The organism is Amycolatopsis sp. CFH S0740, from assembly GCF_004522315.1.
Lineage (GTDB): Bacteria > Actinomycetota > Actinomycetes > Mycobacteriales > Pseudonocardiaceae > Amycolatopsis > Amycolatopsis nivea.
In genome coordinates, this window is sequence record NZ_SDLS01000003.1 from 378620 (window position 1) to 402679 (window position 24060).

At 67.4% G+C, this 24060-nt stretch carries 23 protein-coding genes; 10 read left to right on the forward strand and 13 right to left on the reverse strand.

Features of this window, described 5'->3' with window-relative positions:
• Positions 1-10 precede the first annotated feature (10 nt).
• The gene (locus tag EIZ45_RS08020; protein WP_037808984.1) at positions 11-1003 is read right to left on the reverse strand and encodes an alpha-ketoacid dehydrogenase subunit beta; all 993 of its coding nucleotides are present in this window, start codon (positions 1001-1003) and stop codon (positions 11-13) included.
• Positions 1003-2208, reverse strand: a complete 1206-nt coding sequence (gene pdhA / locus EIZ45_RS08025; protein WP_037808983.1) for a pyruvate dehydrogenase (acetyl-transferring) E1 component subunit alpha — start codon at positions 2206-2208, stop codon at positions 1003-1005. Before pdhA ends, EIZ45_RS08020 begins: the two co-directional genes overlap by 1 nt.
• A 360-nt stretch (positions 2209-2568) precedes the next feature.
• Between pdhA and EIZ45_RS08030 the strand changes: the two genes are divergently transcribed.
• Complete coding sequence (locus EIZ45_RS08030; RefSeq protein ID WP_134664261.1) at positions 2569-3990, forward strand: M20/M25/M40 family metallo-hydrolase; 1422 nt, start codon at positions 2569-2571, stop codon at positions 3988-3990.
• Between the two features lie 124 nt (positions 3991-4114).
• On the opposite strand, the gene EIZ45_RS08035 is transcribed toward EIZ45_RS08030, so the two are convergent.
• A complete protein-coding gene (locus EIZ45_RS08035) occupies positions 4115-5128 on the reverse strand; it encodes an ABC transporter substrate-binding protein (RefSeq protein WP_134664263.1) in 1014 nt (337 codons plus the stop codon).
• Positions 5129-5190: 62 nt separating this feature from the next.
• On the opposite strand from EIZ45_RS08035, the gene EIZ45_RS08040 reads away from it, so the two are divergent.
• Positions 5191-6207, forward strand: a complete 1017-nt coding sequence (locus EIZ45_RS08040; protein WP_037809425.1) for an iron ABC transporter permease — start codon at positions 5191-5193, stop codon at positions 6205-6207.
• Positions 6204-7184, forward strand: coding sequence for an iron chelate uptake ABC transporter family permease subunit (locus EIZ45_RS08045; RefSeq protein ID WP_134664265.1), 981 nt, complete (start codon positions 6204-6206; stop codon positions 7182-7184). Before EIZ45_RS08040 ends, EIZ45_RS08045 begins: the two co-directional genes overlap by 4 nt.
• Here EIZ45_RS08045 and EIZ45_RS08050 read toward each other — a convergent pair whose 3' ends face one another.
• The 3 genes from EIZ45_RS08050 to EIZ45_RS08060 are packed head-to-tail and all read right to left on the reverse strand — an operon-like array spanning position 7185 to position 10648.
• Positions 7185-8027, reverse strand: a complete 843-nt coding sequence (locus tag EIZ45_RS08050) for a transglutaminase family protein (RefSeq protein WP_037808975.1) — start codon at positions 8025-8027, stop codon at positions 7185-7187.
• A complete protein-coding gene (locus tag EIZ45_RS08055) occupies positions 8024-8971 on the reverse strand; it encodes an alpha-E domain-containing protein (protein WP_009085091.1) in 948 nt (315 codons plus the stop codon). Before EIZ45_RS08055 ends, EIZ45_RS08050 begins: the two co-directional genes overlap by 4 nt.
• 15 nt (positions 8972-8986) lie before the next feature.
• Complete coding sequence (locus EIZ45_RS08060; RefSeq protein ID WP_037808973.1) at positions 8987-10648, reverse strand: circularly permuted type 2 ATP-grasp protein; 1662 nt, start codon at positions 10646-10648, stop codon at positions 8987-8989.
• A 166-nt stretch (positions 10649-10814) separates the two neighbouring features.
• Between EIZ45_RS08060 and EIZ45_RS08065 the strand changes: the two genes are divergently transcribed.
• The 3 genes from EIZ45_RS08065 to EIZ45_RS08075 are packed head-to-tail and all read left to right on the forward strand — an operon-like array spanning position 10815 to position 13490.
• Positions 10815-11729, forward strand: coding sequence for an ABC transporter substrate-binding protein (locus EIZ45_RS08065; RefSeq protein ID WP_043831651.1), 915 nt, complete (start codon positions 10815-10817; stop codon positions 11727-11729).
• 31 nt (positions 11730-11760) lie between these two features.
• Positions 11761-12720, forward strand: coding sequence for an amino acid ABC transporter permease (locus tag EIZ45_RS08070; RefSeq protein ID WP_134664267.1), 960 nt, complete (start codon positions 11761-11763; stop codon positions 12718-12720).
• On the forward strand, positions 12717-13490 hold the full coding sequence (locus EIZ45_RS08075; protein WP_037808968.1) for an amino acid ABC transporter ATP-binding protein: 774 nt from the start codon (positions 12717-12719) through the stop codon (positions 13488-13490). Before EIZ45_RS08070 ends, EIZ45_RS08075 begins: the two co-directional genes overlap by 4 nt.
• A gap of 41 nt (positions 13491-13531) precedes the next feature.
• Here the strand turns inward: EIZ45_RS08075 and EIZ45_RS08080 are convergent, their stop codons facing one another.
• The 6 genes from EIZ45_RS08080 to EIZ45_RS08105 all read right to left on the reverse strand — a co-directional run bounded on the left by EIZ45_RS08080 (position 13532) and on the right by EIZ45_RS08105 (position 17976).
• Positions 13532-14056, reverse strand: a complete 525-nt coding sequence (locus EIZ45_RS08080) for a DUF3558 domain-containing protein (protein WP_134664269.1) — start codon at positions 14054-14056, stop codon at positions 13532-13534.
• 31 nt (positions 14057-14087) lie between these two features.
• Entirely contained in the window at positions 14088-14837 is a 750-nt protein-coding gene (locus tag EIZ45_RS08085; protein ID WP_037808967.1) for an ESX secretion-associated protein EspG, read from the reverse strand.
• A 27-nt stretch (positions 14838-14864) separates the two neighbouring features.
• Entirely contained in the window at positions 14865-16094 is a 1230-nt protein-coding gene (locus EIZ45_RS08090) for a hypothetical protein (RefSeq protein ID WP_134664271.1), read from the reverse strand.
• A 1-nt stretch (position 16095) separates the two neighbouring features.
• Entirely contained in the window at positions 16096-16701 is a 606-nt protein-coding gene (locus EIZ45_RS08095; RefSeq protein ID WP_037808964.1) for a DUF3558 domain-containing protein, read from the reverse strand.
• On the reverse strand, positions 16702-17208 hold the full coding sequence (locus EIZ45_RS08100) for a PE domain-containing protein (protein WP_037808962.1): 507 nt from the start codon (positions 17206-17208) through the stop codon (positions 16702-16704). It lies immediately after the preceding gene.
• Positions 17209-17418: 210 nt separating this feature from the next.
• Positions 17419-17976 (reverse strand): DUF3558 domain-containing protein, encoded by a 558-nt coding sequence (locus EIZ45_RS08105; protein WP_158714416.1) that lies wholly within the window; start codon positions 17974-17976, stop codon positions 17419-17421.
• Positions 17977-18358: 382 nt separating this feature from the next.
• Here EIZ45_RS08105 and EIZ45_RS08110 point away from each other — a divergent pair, with 382 nt between their 5' ends.
• Together EIZ45_RS08110 and EIZ45_RS08115 are read left to right on the forward strand one after the other, a co-directional pair.
• Positions 18359-20662, forward strand: a complete 2304-nt coding sequence (locus EIZ45_RS08110; RefSeq protein ID WP_043831638.1) for a hypothetical protein — start codon at positions 18359-18361, stop codon at positions 20660-20662.
• 17 nt (positions 20663-20679) lie between these two features.
• On the forward strand, positions 20680-21135 hold the full coding sequence (locus EIZ45_RS08115) for an SRPBCC family protein (protein WP_134664273.1): 456 nt from the start codon (positions 20680-20682) through the stop codon (positions 21133-21135).
• A 3-nt stretch (positions 21136-21138) separates the two neighbouring features.
• On the opposite strand, the gene EIZ45_RS08120 is transcribed toward EIZ45_RS08115, so the two are convergent.
• Positions 21139-21711: a hypothetical protein gene (locus EIZ45_RS08120; protein ID WP_134664275.1), complete on the reverse strand. Its 573-nt coding sequence runs from the start codon at positions 21709-21711 to the stop codon at positions 21139-21141.
• Positions 21712-21880: 169 nt separating this feature from the next.
• On the opposite strand from EIZ45_RS08120, the gene EIZ45_RS08125 reads away from it, so the two are divergent.
• Both EIZ45_RS08125 and EIZ45_RS08130 read left to right on the forward strand, forming a co-directional pair.
• Positions 21881-23710, forward strand: a complete 1830-nt coding sequence (locus EIZ45_RS08125) for a thioredoxin-like domain-containing protein (RefSeq protein ID WP_134664419.1) — start codon at positions 21881-21883, stop codon at positions 23708-23710.
• Between the two features lies 1 nt (position 23711).
• A complete protein-coding gene (locus EIZ45_RS08130) occupies positions 23712-24044 on the forward strand; it encodes a co-chaperone GroES (RefSeq protein WP_037808959.1) in 333 nt (110 codons plus the stop codon).
• Positions 24045-24060 lie beyond the last annotated feature (16 nt).

Sequence of the window (24060 nt, forward strand, 5' to 3'; positions counted from 1 at the left end):
GGGAACCCCCTTACCAGGCGAGCGAACGGTCGACAGCGTGCAGGACCCGGTCGAGGTCGGGGAGGTAATGCTCCTCGAGCTTCGCAGGCGGGTACGGCGTGTCGAATCCGGTCACGCGCAGGACGGGGGACTCAAGGGAGTAGAAGCATTCCTGCTGGACCCGGGCCGCGATCTCCGAGGTCAGCGAGGATTCCGACGGCGCTTCGCTGACCGCGATGAGCCGTCCGGTCTTGCGGACCGATTCGAACACCGGTCCGAGGTCGAGTGGCGAGAGCGTGCGCAGGTCGATGACCTCCAGCGACTTGCCCTCGGACTCGGCGGCCGTAGCGGCTTCGAGCGCCACCTTCACCGACGGGCCGTACGCGACCACCGTGGCGTCCGTGCCCGCGCGCACCACCTGCGACGCGAACACCTTCGACGGTGCCGTCGAGGTGTCGACCTCCATCTTCAACGCGCCCGAGTGGTACAGCTTCTTGGGCTCGAAGAAGAGAATCGGGTCGTCCGAACGGATGGCCTCCTGGATGCCCCAGTAAGCGTCCACCGCGTTCGAAATCGACACCACCTTGAGGCCGGCGATGTGCGAGAACAGCGATTCCGGCGATTCCGAGTGGTGCTCCACCGCGCCGATCCCGCCGCCGAACGGCACCCGGATCACGACGGGCATCTTGACCTTGCCCTGCGTGCGGTAGTGCAGTTTCGCCAGCTGCGAGGAGATCTGGTCGAAGCCGGGGAAGATGAATCCTTCGAACTGGATCTCGCACACCGGCCGGAAACCGCGCACGGCGAGGCCGACCGCGGTGCCGATGATGCCCGATTCGGCCAGCGGCGTGTCCAGCACGCGCTGCTCGCCGAAGTCCTTCTGCAATCCGTCGGTGATCCGGAAGACGCCGCCGAGCTTGCCGACGTCCTCCCCCATGATCAGGACCTTCGGGTCCTCCTCCATCGCGCGCCGGAGACCGAGGTTGAGCGCCTTGCCGATGGTGAGCTTCTGCAGATCAGTCATCAGTGCTCACCTGCCGCGGCAAACCCGTCGAGATAGGACAGATACTCTTCGCGCTGCGCTTCCAGCACCGGCGAGGGTTCTGCGTATACCTGGGAAAACACCCGGTCCGGCGGCGGTTCCGGCATGTTGAACGTGTAGTCGCGCAGGTCCGCGGCGAACTGGTCCGCCTCGGCCTGAACGCTGTCGAAGAAGGCCTGGTCGGCGTGGCCGTTCCGAGCCAGGAACGCGCGCACGCGCTCGATCGGGTCCTTGAGCTTCCACTCCTCCAGCTCGTCCGAGAGCCGGTAGCGGGTGGGGTCGTCGGTCGTGGTGTGCGCGTCCATCCGGTAGGTGAACGCCTCGATCAGCACCGGGCCGTTGCCGTGCCGGCATTCCTCCAGCGCCCACCGGGTGACGGCGAGGCAGGCGAGGACGTCGTTGCCGTCCACGCGGATGCCGGGGAAGCCGTAGCCGCGGGCGCGCTGGTACAGCGGGAGCCGCGACTGGCGTTCGGTCGGCTCGGAAATCGCCCACTGGTTGTTCTGACAGAAGAAGACCAGCGGCGCGTCGTACACCGCGGCCCACACGAAACCTTCGTGGACATCGCCCTGCGAAGTCGCGCCGTCACCGAAGTAGCAGATGGTGGCCTCGCCACCCTCGTCGCCGACCTTGCCCTCGAACTTCTGGCCCATCGCGTAACCGGCCGCGTTGAGCACCTGGTTGCCGATGACGATCGTGTACGGGTGGAACCGGTGGGCCTGGTAGTCCCAGCCGCTGTGGTCGGTGCACCGGAAAATGCCGATCAGATCGCGCATGTCGACGCCGCGGGTGTACGCGACGCCGTGCTCGCGGTAACTCGGGAACGCCATGTCGCGCGGCTGCAGCGCGCGACCGGACCCGACCTGCGCGGCTTCCTGGCCGAGCAGCGGCACCCAGATGCCCAGCTGCCCCTGCCGCTGCATCGCGTTGGCCTCGCGGTCCGCGCGGCGCACCAGCACCATGTCGCGGTAGAGGTTCTTCAGCGTTTCGTCGTCGACGTCCTCGACGTAGCGGTCGAACCGCTCGGACGGGACCCGCTGGCCCTCGGGGGTGAGCAGCTGAGTGAGCTCAGCGCCACCTTCGCTTGTCGCTCGCAAACCGGCGATCACCTGTTCGGGGGAAGGCTGGGCCGCTACGGCGGCCGGCCCGTCTCCAGGTTCCGGGTGCGTCCACTGTTCGGACGGCATGAGCTGTTCTCCTCGGTGTCGGCGCCGCGAGCGGCCGCTTGTGGCGGCCACAGCGACTGCACCGGCGGGGACCGGCTCCTCGGGTCTGAGGCTCCCGGCCACCGTCGGCGTTGACGGTTCGTGGCCACATCCTGGCACGAGAATTGCTCCGATGGAGAGCGGCAGTTGCTGATTTGTTGCTGAGAAAACCTCGCTGAACAGGGGAAACGCTTGGAAGCCCGAGGATCGGACGGACGACACTCGGGTACTCAACCGGGTCCCGACCAGGCCTCGTGAGCGGCAACGCCGGTTCTAACCGGACTGAACACTCACGACGTTCACTCGTGCCGGTGACGTCGGTCACCGTGGCAAGATGGCGCTGTGGAACAAAAATCCGTACGCGAATCCGTGGTCTCGACGTGGATCAACGACGTCACGCCGAGCCTGTCCGGTCTGGTCGCGATCCCCGCGCTGTCCCCGGCGTTCGACGCGGACTGGGCGTCGACCGGGCATCTCGCCGCCGCCGTCCAGCACGTCAAGACCTATCTCGAGGGGCGTGACCTGCCGGGCGCGCGGATCGAGGTCGTCGAGCTGGAAGGCCGTTCCCCGCTGCTGTTCGTCGACGTGCCGGCCACCCCGGGCGCGACGAACAAGGGCACCGTCCTGATGTACGGCCACTTGGACAAGCAGCCCCCGGTCGGCGGCTGGTCCGAGGGCCTCGACCCGTGGACGCCGGTAATCCGCGACGGACGGCTGTACGGCCGCGGTTCGGTGGACGACGGCTACTCCGGGTACGCGGCCAGTGCCGCGCTGGAAGCGGTGCACGCGGCCGGCGGCGAGCACGCGCGAATCGCGCTGCTGCTGGAAACCGGCGAGGAATCCGGCAGCCCGGACCTGCCCGCCTACCTGGAGCACCTGCGCGCGCGGCTCGGCGAAGTCAGCCTCGTCGTGTGCCTCGACGCGGGCGGCATGGACTACGAGCGGTTGTGGCTCACCACCAGCCTGCGCGGCATGGTGCACCTGACGGTCAACGTCCAGTTGCTCGCCACCGCGCAGCACTCCGGGCTGGCCAGTGGTGTCGTCGCGAGTTCGTTCCGCGTGCTGCGGCAGCTGCTGGAGCGGATCGAGAACTCGGAAACCGGCGAGATCAAGCTGTCCGAGCTGAACGTCGAGGTGCCGGCCAGCCGCCGCGCCGAGATCGAGGCGGTCGCGGAGGTGGCGCCGGACGCGCTGCGCACCGCGTTCCCGTTGGTGAGCGGCGGAAAGACGGTGTCCGAGGACGCGCTTGAGCTGCTGCTGAACAACTACTGGCGGCCGACGCTGTCGATCATCGGCGGCGAAGGGCTCCCGCTGCCCGCCGAAGCGGGCAACGTGCTGCGGCAGAGCACCACCATCACGCTGAGCTTCCGCCTGCCGCCCACGGCGGTCGCGGACGACGCGCTGGCGGCGATCAAGCGGGTGCTGACCACGGATGTTCCGTACGGCGCGAAGGTCACCATCGCCGAGGACCAGCAGGCGGAGAACGGCTGGAACGCGCCGGAGGAAGCCGCGTGGCTCACCGACGCGCTGCGCCGGGTCGACGACGAGGTGTTCGGCCGTCCGCACCGCGCCGCGGGCATGGGCGGGTCGATCCCGTTCATGGGCCTGCTCGGCGAGAAGTACCCGGAGGCGCAGTTCCTGGTCACCGGCGCGTGCGGGGCGGACTCGAACATCCACGTGCCCGACGAGTGGCTGAACCTGGACTACGCCCAGCAGGTCACCGAAGCGGTGGCGCACCTCCTGGACGCGCACGCCCGCAGCTGACCTGGCGCGCGCCCCAATGTGGCATTGGGTGCATCTAACGCAACCAATGCCACATTGGGTGCGTCGCATGCACCCAATGCCACATTGGGTGCGTCGCATGCACCCAATGCCACATTGGGGTGCTTTAGGCGAACTTGGCCAGCGCGTCGGCGACCCGGGTCTGCTCCGCCGCGAACCGCTGGTACGAGAACGGCGTCTCGTTGTTCCACGGGATCAGCTTGCCCGCCTTCACCGCGGGCAGCTGCTGCCAGGTCGGGACGCCGCCGAGGCCGTCCGGGCCGAGCGACAGCGAACCGCCGCGCGAGTCGTACATGATCACGTCGGCCGAGTATTTGCCGACGTTTTCCCAGCTCACCTGCTCGTAGTAGCCGCCCTGGCTCTCGTCGGGCTTCTCCGGCAGGACGAACTGCATCCCCTTGTCCTGGTAGTGCTTCGAGGTCGCGAACTTCGAGGGGTTGGCCACGTACACCGTGTCCTTCTGCGCGGACAGCAGCACGACCTTCAGCCCGGCCGTCTTCTTGACCGCCTCGGCGAACTTGGCGTCCGCGGCCTCGTACTTTTCCTTCGCCTGCTGGATTTCTGGCGTCGCGACGTCTGCGCCGAGGGCTTTCGCGAGCGCCTCGAACTTCGCGATCCCTTGCGGCATCGCGATGTCCTGCAGTCCGATGCCGACACTCGGCGCGGCCTTGTCCACCTTGTCCGCCAAGGTGTCCGGCACGTACCACATCTGCTGCTTCAGATACATCACGCTGACCAGCAGCTGCGGGTTCAGCGACACGAACTTGTCGAAGTTGAACTCGTTCCAGACGTTGCCCAGCGAGGTCACCGACTTCAGGTCTACGCCGCCCGCTTGCGGATCGGTCTTGCCGTCCGGCAGCTTCGACGGGCCGAAGATCCCCACCGATTTCACGCCGAAGTCCCACAGCGCGGCCGCGGCGGTCACCTGTGCGACGATCCGCTGTGGACGTTCGCCGCTGAGCTTGCGGCCGCGGTCGTCGGTGAAGGACCACGTCGCGCCGCCGCCGGCAGCGGGCTGGTCGTCTTTGTACCCGCAGGCGCTCAGCAGGCCGAGGGTGCCCGCGGCGGCGGTGCCGGCGAGAAAACCGCGGCGGGACAGCCGCGCCGGTGAGAGGGTCATCGGAACTCCGGAGGATCGGGTGAGGTACCGCCTGAGGTTAGCCTTGCCTTAGGGTGAACGCCATGGTCCTGCTTGGGGAGCGCGTCACATCCCGGCGCTGGGGCGTCCGCGCGACAGTCCTGGTCGCGGCGCTCGTCGCCCTCGTCGCGGTGGTGGTGCTGTCCATCGCCTTCGGCTCCAACCGGTTGCCGCTCGGCAGCGTCTGGCACGCCTTGTTCTCCTACAGCGGCACGTTCGAGGACGTGGTGATCCGCGACGACCGGCTGCCCCGGACGCTGCTCGGGCTGGCCGTCGGCGTCGGGCTCGGGCTGGCCGGCGCGCTGCTGCAGGCGATCACGCGCAACCCGGTCGCCGACCCCGGCCTGCTCGGCATCAACCACGGCGCGGCGGTCGCGATCGTGCTGGGCGGCGCGGTGTTCTCGGTGTCTTCGCCGCAGCAGCTGGTGTGGTTCGCCTTCTTCGGCGCGCTGGCCGGAACGGTCCTGGTCACGGTGATCGGCGGCTCGGTGAGCCCGCTGCGGCTGGTGCTCGCGGGCGTCGCGGTGCAGGCCGTGTTCGTCGGGATCAACCAGGGCATGCAGATGATCAACACGCACAGCCTCGACCAGATGCGGTACTGGCTCGTCGGCTCGTTGGTGAACCGGAACCTCGACAGTCTCGCCGGGCTGCTGCCGTTCTTCCTGGCCGCCCTGGTGGTCGCGGGAGTGCTCGCCCGGCCGCTCAACGCGGTCGCGCTCGGGGACGACAGCGCGCGCGGGCTCGGCGCGAATCCGGTGCTGACCCGCGCGGTCGGCATGATCGCGGTCGGCCTGCTTTCCGCGACCGCGACCGCGGCGTGCGGTCCCATCGCGTTCGTCGGGCTGATGATCCCGCACGTCGTGCGCGCGCTGGTCGGCCAGGACGAACGGTGGGTGCTGCCGTTGTCCGCGCTGCTCGGGCCGGTGCTGCTGCTCGGCTGCGACGTGCTCGGCCGGCTGCTCGGCGGCAACGGCGAAATCCAGGTGGGCCTGATGACGGACGTGATCGGCGGCATCGCCTTCGTGATCGTGGCGCGGCGGTTGAAGGCGGTGCGGCGATGAGGACGTGGGTGGTCGTCGGACTGCTGACGCTGGTGGCGGCGGTGCTTCTGGTGCTCGCCGTGGGCACCGGCGATTACGAGATGTCTCCGCTCGAAGTGCTGCAGACGCTCGCCGGATCCGGCACGAAGGCGCAGTACCTGGTGGTCACCGGCCGGTTGCCGCGCGCGTTGGTGGCGATCTTCGTCGGCGTCGCGCTCGCGCTGGCGGGCACGGTATTCCAGACGGTGACCCGGAATCCGCTCGGCAGCCCGGACATCATCGGCTTCACCACCGGCTCGGCGACCGGCGGGATCATGATGATCCTGCTGTTCGGCGCGGGTCCCGGCCTGGTGTCGGTCGGCGCGGTCGCGGGTGGCCTGCTCACCGCGTTACTGGTCACCGCGCTGTGCGCGCCGCACGGTTTGCTCAGTTCACGGCTGGTGCTGCTGGGCATCGCGGTGAGCGCGGTGCTGGCCGGGGTGAACGGTTACCTGCTGGTGCGAGCGAAACTCGAAGTCGCGGCACAGGCGGTCGGCTGGCTGACCGGCGACCTCGCCGGTCGTGACTGGAACTACTTCATCCCGCTGTGCCTGGCCGTCGTGGTGCTCGCGCCGTTCATCTTCGTGCACCAGCCCGCGCTGCGAATGCTGGAAATGGGCGACGACGCCGCTGTCGCCGTGGGCGTCGCGGTGCCGCGAGTGCGTGCGGTGGTGCTGCTGGCGGCGGTCGCGTTGGCCGCTTCCGCGACCGCGGCGGCCGGGCCGATCCCGTTCGTCGCCCTTGCCGCGCCGCAACTCGCTCGCCGCCTGACCCGTCGACCGGGACCGAACCTGCTCGCCTCCGCGGCGATGGGTGCGGTGCTGGTACTGGCGGCGGACTTCGTGGGCCAGCGGGTTTTGGACGCTTCGCTGCTGCCGGTGGGCGTGGTCGCGGCGGCGCTGGGCGGCGGGTATCTGTTGTGGCTGTTGACCGTTTCCCGGCGCCGCCAGACCGCGTGATCAAGCCATCCGGGTCAGTTCCACCGAGACATCCAAAGTGGACTGACTGGCTCCGGTGAAGATCCCCTTCAACGGAGCCACGTCCGCGTAATCGCGGCCGGTCGCGACCCATACGTGCCGCGGTCCGACCGGGATCGCGTTCGTCGGGTCGTGCGCCCACCAGCCGCCGGTCCACACATCGACCCAGGCGTGGCTTTCGCCCTCCACCTTCTCGCCGAGCTTGGCCTCGGGCTTGGTGTGCAGGTAGCCCGAGCAGTACCGCGCCGGGATGCCGATCGCGCGCAGCATCACCAGCGAGACGTGCGCGAAGTCCTGGCACACACCCTCGCGCGCCCGCCACGAATCGGTCGCCGTGCTGTGCACACCAGTGGTGCCCGGCTGATATTTCAACTGCTCGTTTACCCAGCCGCAGATCGCGAGCACCGCGTCCGCCGGGTCCAAGCCCTTGCGCAGCGCTCGGGCCTGTTTGGACAGTTCCTGGTCGTTCGGCGTGTACGGCGTCGGCGTCAAATACTCCGTGCGCTGATCGCGGACGGTCTCGCTCTGCAGTTCCTTCCACGTCGCCGAACGCACCGGTTCCGCCTCGTCCGCGGTCTCCACGACCGACGTGGCGAGCACGGTGAACTCGGTGTGCGGCGCGTGCAGGTCGAACGAGGTGACGTCGGTACCCCAGTAATCGGTGTAGCGATAGGCCCGGGTGGCCGGGGAGGTTTCGATGCGAGTGGCCAAAGTGGTCTGCCGCCGGTCGGAGCGCGGGGTGAGCCGGGCTTCGTTGTACGACTGGGTGGCCGGCGTCGCGTACCGGTAGCCGGTCCGGTGCGTCACCCGCAGTTGCCAGCTCACAGGGACACCTCCGCACCGCTCCACGCCACCCACGGCGACGTGTGGAAGTACTGAATGGACACTGCTTCCCCGACTTCCTTGATCGCTTCCTGCAATCCGCGCAGCCGCCGCGGCAGGTCGTCCAGCAGTGCCGCGGGGTGGAGGAATTCCAGCTCGCTTCGGGCGCGGCCGAGCAGGCGGACGGCCTCGGACTTTTCGTTGCCCCGAGCGTTGATTCCCGGATCGAGCTGGCGTAAACAATCCTCCGCCTGGCGCAGCGCGTGGAATACCGAACGCGGGAACAACGTGTCCCTGAGCAGGAATTGCACCACGCGGGCCGCGTCGAGCGCGCCGCGGTTGGTGCGCAGGTACGTGTCCTGCGCGCCGGCTGAGCGAAGCACGGTCATCCACCCCGGCGAGGACGCGCGGTCGGAAACTCGCGATAGCAGCAGCCGCACCACCATGTCCGCGCGTTCGACCGATCGGCCGAGCACGAGGAACAGCCAGCCGTCGTCGCGGCTCATCGTGGAATCGGCGAGCCCGGCGAACATCGCCGCCCGTTCCTCCACAAAGGACAGAAAGGCGTGCGGTCCGGCGCGGCGGGCGTAACGCTGCCGGTCCGGTACCGCGTTCCAGGTCGCGTTCAGGCATTCCCACAGCTCGGTCGAAACGACCTCGCGCGCGCCGCGGGTGTTCTCTCGCGCGGAGTTGATCGAACCGACGATGGACGACGGATTGTCCTTCGCGTAGGCGACCAGTTCGGTCAGCTTCCACACGTCGAGTGCGTCGCCCGCGTCGAACGGGATGCCGAGCACGGCGAGCAGTTGCCGGCTGACGTGGTCCGGGTCGACGCTCGCGTCTTCCAGCAGCTGATGCACCGAGACGTTCAGGATGCGGGAGGTGTCGTCGGCGCGTTCGACGTAACGGCCGATCCAGTACAGCGACTCCGCGTTGCGGGCCAGCATCATGTTTTCCCTCCCTCAGCTCTGTTGCTGCTGTTGTTGCTGCTGCGACGTGGACAGTTCCGGACCCTGTTCCGCGGCGACACCGTCCACAACGGACACATCGCCGAGCGCGGGACGGTCGAGTTCCTGCTCCGACGTCGAGGACCGCGAAGCGAGCACCCAGGTGTCCTTCGAACCGCCGCCCTGCGACGAGTTCACCACCAGACTGCCCTCGGGCAGCGCGACCCGGGTGAGCCCGCCGGGCAGCACGAAAATCTCCTTGCCGTCGTTGACTGCGAACGGCCGCAGGTCGACGTGCCGCGGCGCGAGCCGGTCGTCCACCTTGGACGGAACGGTCGACAGCTGCACCACCGGCTGCGCGATCCAGCCGCGCCGGTTCGCGCGCACCTTGCGGCGCAACGCGTCCAGCTCCTTTTTGGACGCGTCCGGCCCGAAGACGATGCCGTATCCGCCGGAACCCTCGACCGGCTTGATCACCAATTCGTCGGCGTGCTGCATGACGTGGTCGAACTCGTCGGGCAGCCAGCAGCGGAACGTGTCCACATTGGGCAGAATGGGTTTCTCGTTCAGGTAGTAGCGCACCATTTCCGGCACGTAGGTGTAGACGAGCTTGTCGTCGCCGACGCCGTTGCCGACCGCGTTCGCCACCACCACGTTGCCCGCGCGGGCCGCGTTGAGGATGCCCGCGACGCCGAGCACGGAATCCGGCCGGTGGTGCACTGGGTCGAGGAACTCGTCGTCGATCCGCCGGTAGATCACGTCGACCTGGCGTTCGCCCTCGGTGGTGCGGAGGTAGACCACGTTGTCGCGGCAGAACATGTCGCGGCCCTCGACGAGCTCCACGCCCATCAGCCGGGCGAGCAGCGAATGCTCGAAGTAGGCCGAGTTGTAGACGCCGGGGGTGAGCACGACGACCATCGGGTCGGCGACGTTCGGCGCGGCCGCCGCTCGCAGTGCGCGAAGCAGGTGTGACGCATAGTCACCGACTGGCCGGACCCGGTGTCGCGCGAACAGGTCCGGGAACACGCGCGCCATCGTGCGCCGGTTCTCCATCACGTAGGAGACGCCGGACGGGTTGCGGAGATTGTCCTCCAGGACCCGGAAAGTGCCCTCCTCGTCGCGGACGAGGTCGACGCCGGAGACGTGGATCCGCACGCCGTTGGGCGGTTTGATCCCGTAGGCCTCGCGGTGGAAGTGCTCGCACGAGGTGATCAGCCTGCGCGGCAGGACTCCGTCGCGCAGGATCTGCCGGTCGCCGTAGACGTCGGCGAGGAACGCCTCCAGCGCCCGGACACGCTGGGTCACGCCGCGTTCGAGCCGGGACCACTCGGTCGCCTGGATGACGCGGGGCACGAGGTCGAGCGGGAACGGCCGTTCCTGGCCGGACAGCGAGAACGTGATCCCCTGGTCCACCATCGCCCGGTCGAGGGCCTGCGAGCGGTTGGTGAGGTCGCTGGCGTCGAGGGCGGCGATCGAGCCGTACAGCGCTCGGTACGGCCCGCGGACCGTGCCGTCGGGCGCGAACATCTCGTCGTACGCGCCGGCGTGCGGCCGCTCCGGGGCGAGGTATCCGTCGAACTGCGCGCCGGGCCGGGCCGCGCGGCGGCCTTTCACCGTTCGCGCACGTCGTCCGGCTGGCGGCAGCCGGGGACCGGGGTTGCTGTTCATGGGAGACATCCTGACTTACCGCGCCGGACGGCCGTGACACCCGTCTTCCGGCAAGTCCTGTGCGAAACTTCCCCGTGACGCAGCAGTGCTGTGCATACCCGCTTCCGGGTGGCAATATGCCAGCTCTCAGCCCTTGAGAACTACGAGGAGTGACGAAGTGGCCCGAGGACAGCAAATGAAGGCGCTCGCCCTTCTCCCCGCTTTCGCGCTGGTCGGCATGACGATGGCGTGCGGCGCGGGCGGCAACGGAGCCGGCGGCACCGACGCCGGCGCCAGCCAGGCTCCCGGCGGCGAAGCCGCGCCGACCGCGCAGAAGGACGCGGCGCTGGCCGCGATGGTGCCCGCCGACATCAAGGCCGACGGCAAGATCGTGATCGGGCAGGACCAGACCTACCCGCCGAACGAATTCGTCGAGAACGGCAAGGCGACCGGCTTCGACGTCGACCTCGCCACCGCGGTCGGCCAGGTGCTCGGCGTGCAGACGGAGTTCCAGAACTCGGCGTTCGACGGCATCATCCCCGGTATTTCGGCGAAGAAGTACGAAATGGGCATCTCGTCGTTCACGATCAACGCCGAGCGGATGCAGACCGTCGACATGATCTCGTACTACAGCGCCGGCACCTCGCTCGCGGTGCTCAAGGGCAATCCGGACAAACTGTCGGTGGACGACCTGTGCGGCAAGAATGTGGCCGTGCAGAAGGGCACCACGCAGGTCGACGATCTCGGCAAGCGCAACACCGCGTGCACCAAGGCGGGCAAGCAGCCGATCAACATCACCCAGTTCCAGGCGCAGACCGACGTGAACCTGGCGCTGACCGCGAAGCGCGTGCAGGCCGAACTCGCCGACTCGCCGGTGATCGACTACGCGGTCAAGCAGACCGGCGGCCAGCTCGAGTCCGCGGGCGCGCCGTACGACACCGCGCCGTACGGGATCGTGCTGCCGAAGGGCAGCGGCGAGTTCGGCAAGGCGATCCAGGGCGCCGTGCAGAAGCTGATCGACAGCGGAATCTACAAGAAGATCCTCGACAAGTGGGGCTTGTCGGGTTCCGGTGCCATCACCAAGTCGGAGATCAACCCGTCCGCTTCCTGACTTCCTGACGAAACTGAGGACTTAGTTACTCGTGTCCACTTCCCCCGGCCCCGCCGATTCCTGGCAGGAGGTCGACACCACCCCGATCAAGGCGGTCCCGGTCCGGCATTACGGACGCTGGATCGCCGGCGTGATCATCGTGTTCGTCGCGTTCATCGTGATCCGCAGCGTCGTCACGAATTCCGCGTTGCAGTGGCCGGTCGTCGGCGAGTACCTCTTCGACGGCCGGATTATCAACGGCCTGCGGAACACGTTGCTGCTCACGGTGCTCTCGATGCTCATCGGCATTGTCGGCGGCGTACTGCTCGCGGTGATGCGACTGTCGCCGAACCTGCTGATGTCGGGCGCGGCGTCGATTTACATCTGGTTGTTCCGCGGCACGCCGTTGATCGCTCAGCTGGTGATCTGGAACTTCCTGGCGCTGGCGTACCCGAAGATCGGACTCGGCATTCCGTTCGGGCCGACCTTCATCAGCTGGGACACGAACACGCTGATCAACCAGTTCGTCGCCTCGTTGCTGGGCCTCGGCCTCAACGAGGCGGCGTACATGGCGGAAATCGTCCGCGGCGGTCTCCAGTCCGTCGACAGCGGTCAGCTGGAAGCGTCGTCCGCGCTGGGCATGAGCCGGGGCAAGACCTTGCGCCGGATCATCCTGCCGCAGGCGATGCGGGTGATCATCCCGCCCACCGGCAACGAGACCATCTCGATGTTGAAGACCACGTCGCTGGTCGTCGTCATCGGATACTTCGAGCTGTTCGTGTCGGCGCAGACGATTTATTCGCAGAACTACAAGACAGTCCCGCTGCTGATCGTCGCGGCGACGTGGTATTTGTTCATGACGTCGGTGCTGACGATCGTGCAGCTTTACATCGAGCGGTATTTCGCCCGCGGCACTTCACGGGCGACCGCACAGCGGAACAAGTGGGGGTCGCGAATGCTGGGCTTCCGCTTCGGCAGCGGCGGCAGCGGAAGCGGAGGTAGCGTCCAGTGACTCCCGTCGTTTCCGCGCAAAAGGTGTGCAAGAGCTTCGGCTCCCTGGACGTGCTCAAGGGCATCGACCTGGAGGTGCACGACCGAGAGGTGCTCTGCCTGATCGGCCCGTCCGGTTCCGGCAAGTCCACCCTGCTGCGCTGTATCAATCACCTGGAGAAAATCGACGCGGGCAGACTGTATGTCGACGGAGTGCTAGTCGGCTACCGCGAACGCGGCGGCCGGTTGCACGAGCTGCGAGACAAGGAAATCGCGGCGCAGCGCAAGAACATCGGCATGGTTTTCCAGCGGTTTAATCTGTTCCCGCACATGACAGCGCTGGAAAATGTCATGGAGGCCCCGGTCCAGGTCCGCAGGGAACCGAAGGCGCAGGTCCGGGAGCGGGCCTTGGAACTGCTGGACCGAGTCGGCCTGGCAGACAAGGCCCGTTCCTACCCCGGCCAGCTTTCGGGCGGCCAGCAGCAACGGGTCGCCATCGCACGCGCGCTCGCGATGCAACCGAAGCTGATGCTCTTCGACGAGCCAACGTCCGCTTTGGACCCAGAACTGGTGGGCGACGTCCTAGGCGTCATGCGCCAACTTGCGAAGGACGGCATGACGATGGTCGTGGTGACCCACGAAATGCAGTTCGCCCGCGAGGTAGCCGACAAGGTCTTCTTCATGGACGGTGGGGTTGTCGTGGAGTCCGGTTCTCCGGATGAGGTGATCGGGGATCCGAAGCATGAACGGACGAAGTCGTTCTTGGCTCGGGTGTTGAATCCGAACGCTTGAGGCTTGTGGAGGCCGCCCGGAGATTATCCGGGCGGCCTTTTTTATGAGCGGTGTACGGTGTAGAGAAGCTCGTCCCGGACTCCGGCTGCCAGTGTGCAGACACCTTCTCCTTCCCCGCCCTGTGCGTAGGTGACAGCGGGGTATCCGTCAATCGGCGGCAGCGGGGTGAACGAAGTCAATGTGCCGTCTTCGCTGCTGGCGTACAGGCTGCTGAGCCCGTCCTTGTTGCCGGGGGTGAGGCCAGCGTTGATGGTGCCGTACTCGCCGGCGTAGGTCCACACGCAGCTCTTCCCGCTCTGGTCGCCTTCCGGCGCGGCGTTGACGACCTTGGTCCCTAACGCTTCCACCTCTGCCGTGCTTACGGCACGGCAAGGGTCAGACTCAACCTCGGCAGTACTGCCAATGGGCGCAGGCACGGCTGGTGCACCGTGCGATGGCAGAGCATTCCGGGCGCTCGATAGCGGCAGCGATGGGCTCGGCGGCGTGCTTGCCGAACTGCATCCAGCCAACCCGACCGCCGCAAGTCCCATCACACCGAAGACTGCATGCCTGGAGAGCCGCATCATTCATACTTAAGAAGTAGCGGTGACGGGCAGCTCACCGTCCAGAACGCAGCTCATTCTCCAACTGCTGCACCTTCTTAGCCATCTCCTGCGGCCCAGCCCCGGCCAAGCTGATCCATCCGGACTTGTCCACCCCGAACAGGATCCGCCCCTCCTCCATATCCGCCCACCCCGGCGGATTCTCGTTGCGTCGCCGCTTCCCGCGACTGTCCCGGACCGCGACGTACAGCCGCCCGAAGTACGTGTGCGGCTTGTCAAGCCACTGCAATACCTGCTTGGCGTCCCGAACACTCGGACTCGTCCGCCCGGACGGCTGGCTGCCGCTCTTGACCAGATTCAGGTCCTCGTCGGAGCAGTTAAGCGAAAGAACCCGCGCAGCCGGAGCCTCCGGCAGCAGCGCGATGAACTCCCGAACCAACGTATCCGCCGAACACGGCGCGATATACAACTTCTGGTTCACCGCAACAACAGTCGCCGCGTCCCGACCGCTCGCGGCGGCGCGCACCGTCCGCTCGCCACGCTCCGATTTCACCCACGAGTAGTACTCGACACCCGGCCGCTGCAGCAGATGCATCGTCTCGACGAACTCGTCGCTGAGTCGTCCACGCTGCATCAGACCGACGTTGTGCAACTCGCGGTCAGTGTCAGCAGCCAGTTGCCGCCTTTCCTCCGGCGAGTACCACAGAGCGCCGCGGACCAGCGTCGGGTGGATGTCGCCGAGGTTCAGGCGTTCCAGCAGCACTTCGAAGGTTTGCAGGCTCAGCTCAACGGGCTTGCGCAGCACCGACTTTCCCTCCCCCTTGCCATTCCGCTAAGCCCCGATAACCGGCGGCGTAGGCCGATTGCCGTCGTAACCCCCGAAAATCGAATCCGGGTCTTCTTCGGCCAGCAGGATCTTGCGCTGGTGTTCCTCGTCCTCGGGGCCTTTGCCACCCTTGCCGCCGCCGCCCATGCCGCCCATCCCGGGCTGCCCTTTCGCTCCGGCCGCACCAGCACCGCCCGCACCCGGCCGGGCTGCCCCTGCACCCTCGCCAAGCGCCCCCGCACCGGTACCGCCTCCGACACCCCGCGGTCCGGCACTGCTACCCGCGCCACCGGAACCGGACCCACCGGGCCCGAAGCCACCACTGCCACTCCCGCCGGCAGTCGGCCCGAAGCCGCCGCCGAACCCGCTGACCGGACCGAAACCGCCGTTCAACCCGCCAGTCCCAGGATTCCCGCCGCCCGGCACCGAGGACGGCGGCTGCCAGGTGGGAGGCATGGAAGGAGGCGGCGTGGGATCAGCCCAAGCCGCCCTGGTGCTGTCATTCGGCGGCGGTGTAACGGGCGGAGTCACGACCCCGCCGTGCCCGGGCGGCGGAGGTGCCTGCATGCCAGCCGCCCCGGGAGGAGCGGAGTAGGTGCTGGGCCCGCTGCTGTAGCCACCGCCGTAGTTGTGCGACGAACCGCCACCGGACGAATGGTGGCCAATACCGGAGCCGACCCGCCCGGTCGCGGTCCCAGGCGTCGAGGGATCCGGAGTGATGCCGGTCGCCGACACATTCGGATCATGCGCGGCCGGATAATCCGGAGCCAACGTGCTCTTGCGTGGCTGCGTGCTCTGGTAATAAGGCTCGTACAGTTCGACGTTGAATTTGGTGTCCGAATCGAACTGCGCCGCGGCCTTCTCGTCGTCGCTGGCACCGATCGAGACGTAGTCAGACAGCTTCTGGTCGTCCGGCCGATCCTTGGCGACCTGCCGGGCATTTTGCTTGACGTACCTGAACGCGTCGGACTGTTCCTGCATGGAGCGGTGCGCCCGGTCCATGTTTTCCGCGACGATCTGCGAGCTTTGGATCAACGGAGTCAGGCCAGCTGTGCCGGCGTCGGCGGCCTTGCCCTTCCAAAACGCGTTGAGCTTCTCCTGGCTCTCGGTCAGGTGCCGGACGATGTTTTCGTGGATCGTCTTGAGCTGACTCGACGTGTCCCGAGCGCTGTCGAGAGAAGACGTATCTCCTGGGTCGTGAACTTTGGTGAAGACGTCGTATCCACTGTAGACCACGTCACTGGCCCTTCATGTGGGAAATGGCCGCCCCGGCGAGTTTCGTAGCCAGTGCGCAAGGGTCGGCGTACGCGGGGCTTTCCCTCATCAGCTGGGTCACGACGGTATAGGTGAGGTCATCGCGAATTCCGACCGCGAGATTGCACCTGCCGGGGGCCGGCTGCCCGCGGTCGTACACGACAGCCGGGTAGCCCTGGATAGCAGGCTGAGGCTTGAAGTAAGTGATTACTCCGCTGCGGTGCTGCATGTAGACGCCGTCGAGTCCGTGAGTATTGCCGGTGACCAGGCTGCCGCTGAAGTTTCCGCCGCTGGTGAAGACCCAGGCGCACGTCTTGTCGGTTGAGGAGTTTTCCACCTTGGTCCGGTCTACCTTGCCGCCTGCGCTTTCGACGGAAGCGGTGGGGATCACCGAACACGGGTCGGTTTCGAACCCGGACGTGTTGGTGATCGGCTGCTCGACCTTAGGTGCGCCGTCGCCGTTGGTGTTGGAGGACGAGGCTGCGGACGGCGCAGGCGTGGCGGACCCCGCGTTCGAGCCGCCGCATGCTGCCGTTGACAAAACGGCGGCCGCGGCGATCAATGCCGCTAGGGACTTGCAGGGGCGCATCTAGTCAACCTTCCCGGCGGATCGCAGCTGATCCTTGGCGTTCTGATCGTTGTTCTGGTAGGCCGTGCGAATTTGCTTCAAGGTATCGACGTACGCGGATATGTACGTCTGGGCTCCTTGAGCGAATTCGTAGTAGGAAGCCCCTGATTTGTTCGCCACGTCGGCGTAGCCCTCGCTGCCGACTTCTGAGCCGGGCGGGACGATCTGCATCAACACCGCGGCCTTCGTCACGCTCTCTTGATGGTCGCCGTTGATGCTGTCTTCGAGGTTCTTGATGACCGCGTCGATCGCGGCCGGGTCGAACTCCCAGCCGTTGTTCCCGGACGCGGCGGCGAAGTCGGCCGACGCCTGTTTTTTGCCCAGCGACTCGTAGTCCGGCGGCTGGGTCGGCGGCGTGGCCGAGTTGGCTCCCGCGATGAACCCGGATCCGGGCGGAGGAGCGGTCGGGGCCGTCGAGATGAGCTGGTTCTGGACGCCCTGCAGTCCGCTGTTCGTTCCGTCTGGCATGTCGTGCCTCCCCGCACGGGCCGCGGCTTTCCGGGGGCGGCCTACCCTCTGTTTCTGGTCAGCTTCAGGAAGTGACTCTAGCAGGCACGAACCGCCCAGGAAGGTGGTTCGTGCAAGATCGACCGATGCGGGCAGTTATGTGCTGGCAAGCGTGCGACCTGGGCAAAGGTTGCTCGTCAGTGGCAGGTGTCCGCAGCGGGGCAAGTCCCCTCATTTCGCCTTCAGACTGCTGACCACCGCTGCGGCCAGTTTGGTCGCCAGTGCGCAAGGGGTGTCGGCGTTGGGGTTTCCGGGCCGCAGTTGCGTGTTGACGGCATACGCCACCCGGTCGTTGATCCCGACGGCAAGTGCGCAAGCCCCGTAGCCGCTCAGGCCTATGTCGTACACGATCGCCGGGTAGCCCTGAATCGCAGGCTGAATCTCGAACTTCTTCAGCCCGCCCATGGCCCTCCGTTGATAAAGGCCGTGCAGTCCGTTCGCGCCGCTGGCGAGGCCTCCGTTAACGGATCCGCTTTTGTCGGCGAAGATCCAGCCGCAGCTCGTGCCGACTGGCGTGGTGTCCACCGTCGTCGTGCGAACCTTGCCGACGATCTTCTCGACTTCGCTGGTGGGCACAGCGGCGCACGGATCCTTCTCGGCTGCTGAGGTGTTCGTAATCGGGTCGGTGATCCTCGGCGGTGCATCGGCACTGCTGGTGTCGCCCGGAGAAGGCGGTTCCGCGGGAAGCGGGGAACTCTGGCTGCCGCAGCCCGAGAGCAGGATCGCCAAAGCGAGTGAGACCAGGACGCGAAGTGCCAGCGAGTTTCTGGAGGACCGTGTCCACCGCGTCGAGATAGAATTCGCAGCTGTTGTCGCCGGACGTCGCGGCGTTCCGTCTGGCATTGTCGTGCCTCCCCGCACGGGCCGCGGCTTCGTGGGGGCGGCCTACCCTCTGTTCTTGATCAGCTTCGGCAAGTGACCATAGCAGCCGTGCCCAGGCCCGGAAGGCGGTTCGGGCAAGATCGCTCGGACAGTGGATCAATTCAGTAGTCATCCGCGAGCAGTCAGTGACCGCCAACAAGGACGACCGGGCACTACTCCGCCCGGCCCCTTGCCCATCCGCCGTTGATCCGATTCCCTGAGGGCCGACGATCGTGGGGAGAAGGGGCTCGTGCCGACCGATACGACCTTGCCGCCGCTTGATCCGTTTGCCGGGGTTCCCGACAAGCGGTACGAGGTGAAGGCCGCGGACCTGCTGAAACCTGGCAGCAGCGGCATCCTTCGCTGGAGACGGCAGGCCACCAACGCGCCGATCGTGCTGGTCGAGGACGCTTACATCACCGGGACTCTCGATCTTCGCGCCGCCGATCTCAATTTTCTCTTCCAATTCGAACGCTGCCGGTTCGAGCATCCGCCGGACGTGCGCGAGGCGACGCTTCTCGGGCTCGTTTTCCGGAAATGCTGGCTTCCCGGGCTACGCGCGCGCAATTTGCGCAGCCGGAATGATGTGCGGCTCATTCGCAGCACCGTGGAAATCGCGGCGGATGAATTCGAGGTGGAGACGACCACCGTGCAGCGCGGGGACGATCGCGAGCGCGGGATGCCCAATGCCGCGGTCAATCTCACCGACGCGGTAATCGACGGGTCGGTCGTGCTCACCCGGACCACGATCAGCCATCCACACGGCAAGGCGATCCAGGGCGACCGCCTGGTGATTACCGGGGCCCTGCTGGCTTATCGCATGGTCGCCAAGGGCGAGGTTCGGCTGCCGGGCATGCGGACCGGCGGTAACGTGAACTTTTCCGGGGCGACGTTCGACAATCCGGACGGCTTCGCGTTCAACGGGAACGGGCTGCACATTGGCGGCAGTCTGCTGTGCGAGGTCGACAATTACGGGCCGGCGAGTGAGCGGAAAAGGTTCTCCGCCAAGGGAGTTCTCTATCTGCCGAGCGCCACTGTGGACAGTGACATCGTCCTGCGCGAGGCGCGTCTTGAGGTCGACCAGCGGGGTCCGATCGTGATGGACGCGTGGAAGTCCGGGGATCCGTACCTCGATCCGCGGCCGGCGTTGGTCGCGGATCGGCTGAAGGTCGACGGCAATCTCGAGTTGTCCGACGGGCTCCGGGCATTCGGCACCCTGCGGATGGTCAACGCGCGCATCGGCGGATCGCTCAGGCTCGCGGGCGCGGAAATCACCATGGTGCGCGGCCGTGCGACGCCGTATTACGACCGGGCGCTCCACCTCGACGGGTCCACCATCGGCGGTGACATCGAGGCGACCAATCTCCGCGTGCCGATCGGGCAGTTGCGGCTCGCGGACATCACGGTCGGCGGCAACTTCCTCGCCTGGAATTCGATGTTCCTGCACCCGGGGCGGGACGCGTTTTCCGCACGCAGGGCCAAAATCTCCGGGAATTTCCAGCTGACGGACGCCACCGTGAAGGGAACGCTGCGGCTTCAGGGCGCGGAAGTCGGCGGCAGCGTGAACATGTTCGGCACGTTGCTCACCGAGCCAGGGCAACGGAAATCGAGCAGTTTCTCCCTTGACATCCGTACCGCGCGGATCGGCCGCGACCTGGTGCTGACCGAGGACAAAGACCGTCCGTTCCTCGCTGAGGGCGGCGTGAACCTCGACGGCGCGCAGATCGCGCGAAGGCTCGACATGAACGGCGCGAAGCTCGGATCTCTTGCCCCGCACGACATCGCGCTCGACGCCAGCGACGTCACCGCGGACGAGTTCATCCTGTCTCCCGCCGAGCCGCCAACCGGTTCGGTGCGGTTGCGCAGGGCGCATTGCGGTGCGCTCGCCGACAACGAGGAGATCTGGAACGCCACCGACGGTCTCGAACTTGATGATTTCCGTTACGACGCCTTGAAACACGGCATCGCCCTCGATGACGACAAGGCGCTGGACCACCGGATCGAGTTGCTGCGCAAGGCAATGCGCGGCTACCGGCCCGGCCCCTACGACCAGCTGGCCGCGACCCTGCGCGCGGCCGGAAACGAAGAGCACGCATCGACGGTCGCCCTGCGAAAGCAGCAGTTCCGCTACGAAGCGCTCGCCAAGGGCTTCAAGTTCTTCGGACCCGGTGTCCGCGCGTGGAGCTGGCTGCAACGGTCGATGGTCGGCTACGGCTTCCGTCCGGTGCGCGCGCTCGGCTGGCTGCTCACGCTGCTGGTCCTCGGCAGCCTCTGGTTCGGCCTCGGCAAGGACGACTGCGTCAACGACCACACCGGCCGCTACATGACCAGCGGCCCCCGTTGCCTGGTCAACCAGCAGGACTCCGGCCTGCAGTGGAACCCGGTCATCTACACCGCCGACCTGCTGGTGCCGATCGTCGACTTCGGCAACAAGTCGCGCTGGTACATGCACGGCGCGGACAACTGGGTGGCGGCCGGGTTCACCGCGTCCGGCTGGATCCTCGCGACGACGGTCGCGGCGGGCGTGAGCCGGATGCTGCGCCGGGAGTCTTGATCGCATACTCTGGGTATGTGAGTCCTGATGCGACTGGTCAAATCGAGGTCAGCGCCGCTCCGGCGAAGGTGTACGCGCTGGTCAGCGACCCGGGCGCGCTCGCGGGGGCGGCCACCGAGTACTGCGGGCACCGCTGGCTCGGCGGCGCGACCGGCCCGGCCGTCGGCGCGAAATTCCGCGGCAGCAACCGCCGCGGGGTGCGCCGGTGGTCCACGACGGTCGTCATCACGGCCGCGGACGCGGGACGCCGGTTCGCCTTCGACGTCAAGCTCGGGCCGATCCCGGTCTCCCGCTGGGAGTACGTGATCGAACCCGCCGGCGACGGCTGCGTCGTCACCGAGAGCATGTGGGACCAGCGGCCCGGCTGGTTCACGCCGTTGACCGTGGTGGCCACCGGGGTCAAGGACCGTTCGGTGACCAACCGCATCAACATCGAGGAGACGCTCGCCCGGCTCAAGCGCGCGGTCGAGTAGCGCTCATTCCACGAACCGGGACCAGAACTCCACGACCTTGACGTTCGCGGGTTCCTCCCCCAGCGGCTCCCCGCCGAACTCGTGCCGCAGGTAGCTGCGCAGGTCCCAGCCGTAATAGACCACATCGGTCTGGTACACCGAGAGCACCGGATACCCGGATTCCCCGGCGGTCGCGGGCAGATACCGATGCCCGCACACCGGCACGAGCTGCGGCACCGTCGCGAGCTGCCGTCGCGCGACCGCCAGCGCGTTGCACATCGACCGCGGCCGGGTGCCCCATTCGGGCAGCCACAGGTCGTTGTTCTCCACGTCGTACAGGACGCCGTCGACCGGCCAGTCCAGGCGTTTGCGCAGCTGGTCCGGGTCGCCATGGCGCCAATCTGGCCAGCGGTCGCCCACTGGCACCCCGGCGGTGAGGAAAATCCGGTGGTCGTCGGAAAAGGTGAACCCGAACTGGTCCTCGACGTCGCTCAGTTCGGCGGGCGTGAGGCCAGGCCGCAAGGGCTCGCCGAGATTCTGCTGCAGGATGCGGGCCTCCTCCACGGTGAAGGCTTCGGCCGGCTGAACGTGTGTCATGCCCGAAGCGTACGTAGCGCCGGCCCGCGTCCGCGCGTCCTTTTTCGCCGGAATGAGCTCCCTCGCCGGGGTGAGGTTCTTCTCTCCAGCCGTGGTTGACGGAACACTGAGTGACCGGATGTAGTTCACTCCTCCCGTGACTTCCTCACCGCAAGCCCGGCAAGCCCGCGTGCGCGCGCCCGAGCTGACCGGCGACGTCTGGCTCAACACCGGCGGCCACCGGCTGACTCTGGCGCAACTGCGCGGACGCGTGGTGCTGCTGGACTTCTGGACCAGCGGCTGCATCAACTGCCTGCACGTGCTGGACGAACTGCGTCCGCTTGAACAGGAATTCGCCGACGTGCTGGTCACCGTCGGGGTGCACTCGCCGAAGTTCAGCCGCGAGGGCGAGCGCACGTCGATCGAGGCCGCGGTGCGCCGGTACGAGGTGCACCATCCGGTGGTCAACGACCCGAAGATGGAGCTGTGGTCGCAGTACGCCGTACGGGCCTGGCCGACGCTGGTCGTCGTCGACCCCGAGGGCTACGTCGTGCACGTCGCGGCGGGCGAAGGCCACGGCGAGGCGCTACGCCGCGTGATCGCCGACCTCGTCGCCAAGCACGAGGCGAAGGGCACGCTCCGGCGCGGCGGCAGCCCGTACGTGCCGGTCGAGGAGCAGCGCACGGAACTGCGTTTCCCCAGCAAGGCCGTGGTCACCGCGGGCGGGCGGATCCTGGTCGCGGACACCGGGCATCACTCCATCGTCGAGTTCGCTTCGGACGGCGAGACCGTCATCCGCCGCTTCGGCAGCGGCGTGCGCGGGACGCAGGACGGGCCGTTCGACCTGGCCCAGTTCGCCGAACCGTCCGGAATCGCCTTGCTGCCCAACGAAGTCGCCGAGCGCGCCGGGTACCACGCGATCGTCGCCGACACCGCCGGACACCGCCTGCGCGGCCTCGACCTCAACACCGGCGAGGTGAAAACCGTTGCCGGAACCGGGAAACAGTGGCGCGACGGCACCGACACCGGCAAAGCGCTGGACATCGACCTCACCAGCCCGTGGGACGTCACGTGGTGGGCCCCGGCGGGCGGCGTGGTCGTCGCGATGGCCGGCAACCACACGCTGAGCGTCTTCGACCCGGTCTCCGGTGCCATCCGCCGGTTCGCCGGCACCACCGTCGAGGGCCTGCGCGACGGCGACGTGCACGAGGCGTTCTTCGCGCAGACGTCCGGATTCGCCGTGGACGGCCAGAAACTGTGGCTCGTCGACGCGGAAACCTCGGCCCTGCGCTGGATCGAACCGGCGGGCGAGTCGTTCGCCGTGCACACCGCGGTCGGCACGGACCTGTTCACCTTCGGCCACGCCGACGGCCCGTCCGACCAGGCGCTGCTGCAGCATCCGCTCGGCCTCGCCGTGCTGCCCGACGGCCGGGTCGCGATCGCCGACACCTACAACGGCGCGATCCGCCGCTACGACCCGTTCACCCGCGACGTCACGACACTCGCGACCGGGTTCGCCGAACCGCAGGGCCTGGTGCGCCACGACGGCGAGCTGTACGTCGTCGAGTCGGCGGGCAACCGGGTTACCCCGCTCGGGGGCAATGGCCAGGCGACCGCCGTCGCCGGCACGCGGCAAGCCGTGCGGCGTCCGCCGACCGTGCTCGCTCCCGGCGAGATCGAGTTCTCCGTCGTCTTCACCCCGCCGCCGGGCGAGAAGCTCGACGAGCGCTACGGGCCTTCGACGCGGCTGGAGATCACCGCGTCGCCGCCGGAACTGCTCGCCGACGGGGCCGGGGTCGGAACTGATCTCGTTCGGCGGATCAAGTTCGCCGAAGGCGCGACCGAAGGTGTTTTGCAGGTAGTGGCGCAGGCCGCGAGCTGCGACGACGGCGGCGAGCACCCGGCGTGCCGGATCACCCGGCAGGACTGGGGCGTTCCGGTGCGGTTCGAGAACGGAGGGGGGAAGTCGCTGAGCCTGATGATGGCGGGCGAGCCCAAGGCTCCGGCAACCGGTCAGTAGCATGGCTGGCGTGCCGGACACGCCCAAGCTCGAGATCCAGATGCTGCACGACCGCGTCCTCGTGCGGTTGTCGCAGGAGGAAGGCGAGCGCCGCAGCAGCGGCGGCATCGTGATTCCCGCCACCGCGCAAGTCGCGCGCAGGCTGGTGTGGGGTGATGTACTGGGTGTCGGCAACAGCGTGCGGAACGTCAAGCAGGGAGACCGGGTGCTGTTCAACCCGGAGGACCAGCTCGAGGTCGAGATCCAGGGCGAAGGCCATCTGGTGATGCGCGAACGCGACATCCACGCGGTGGCCACGGAGCGGACCGAACACGGCACGGGGCTTTACCTGTAGCTCCCGTACCAGGGGA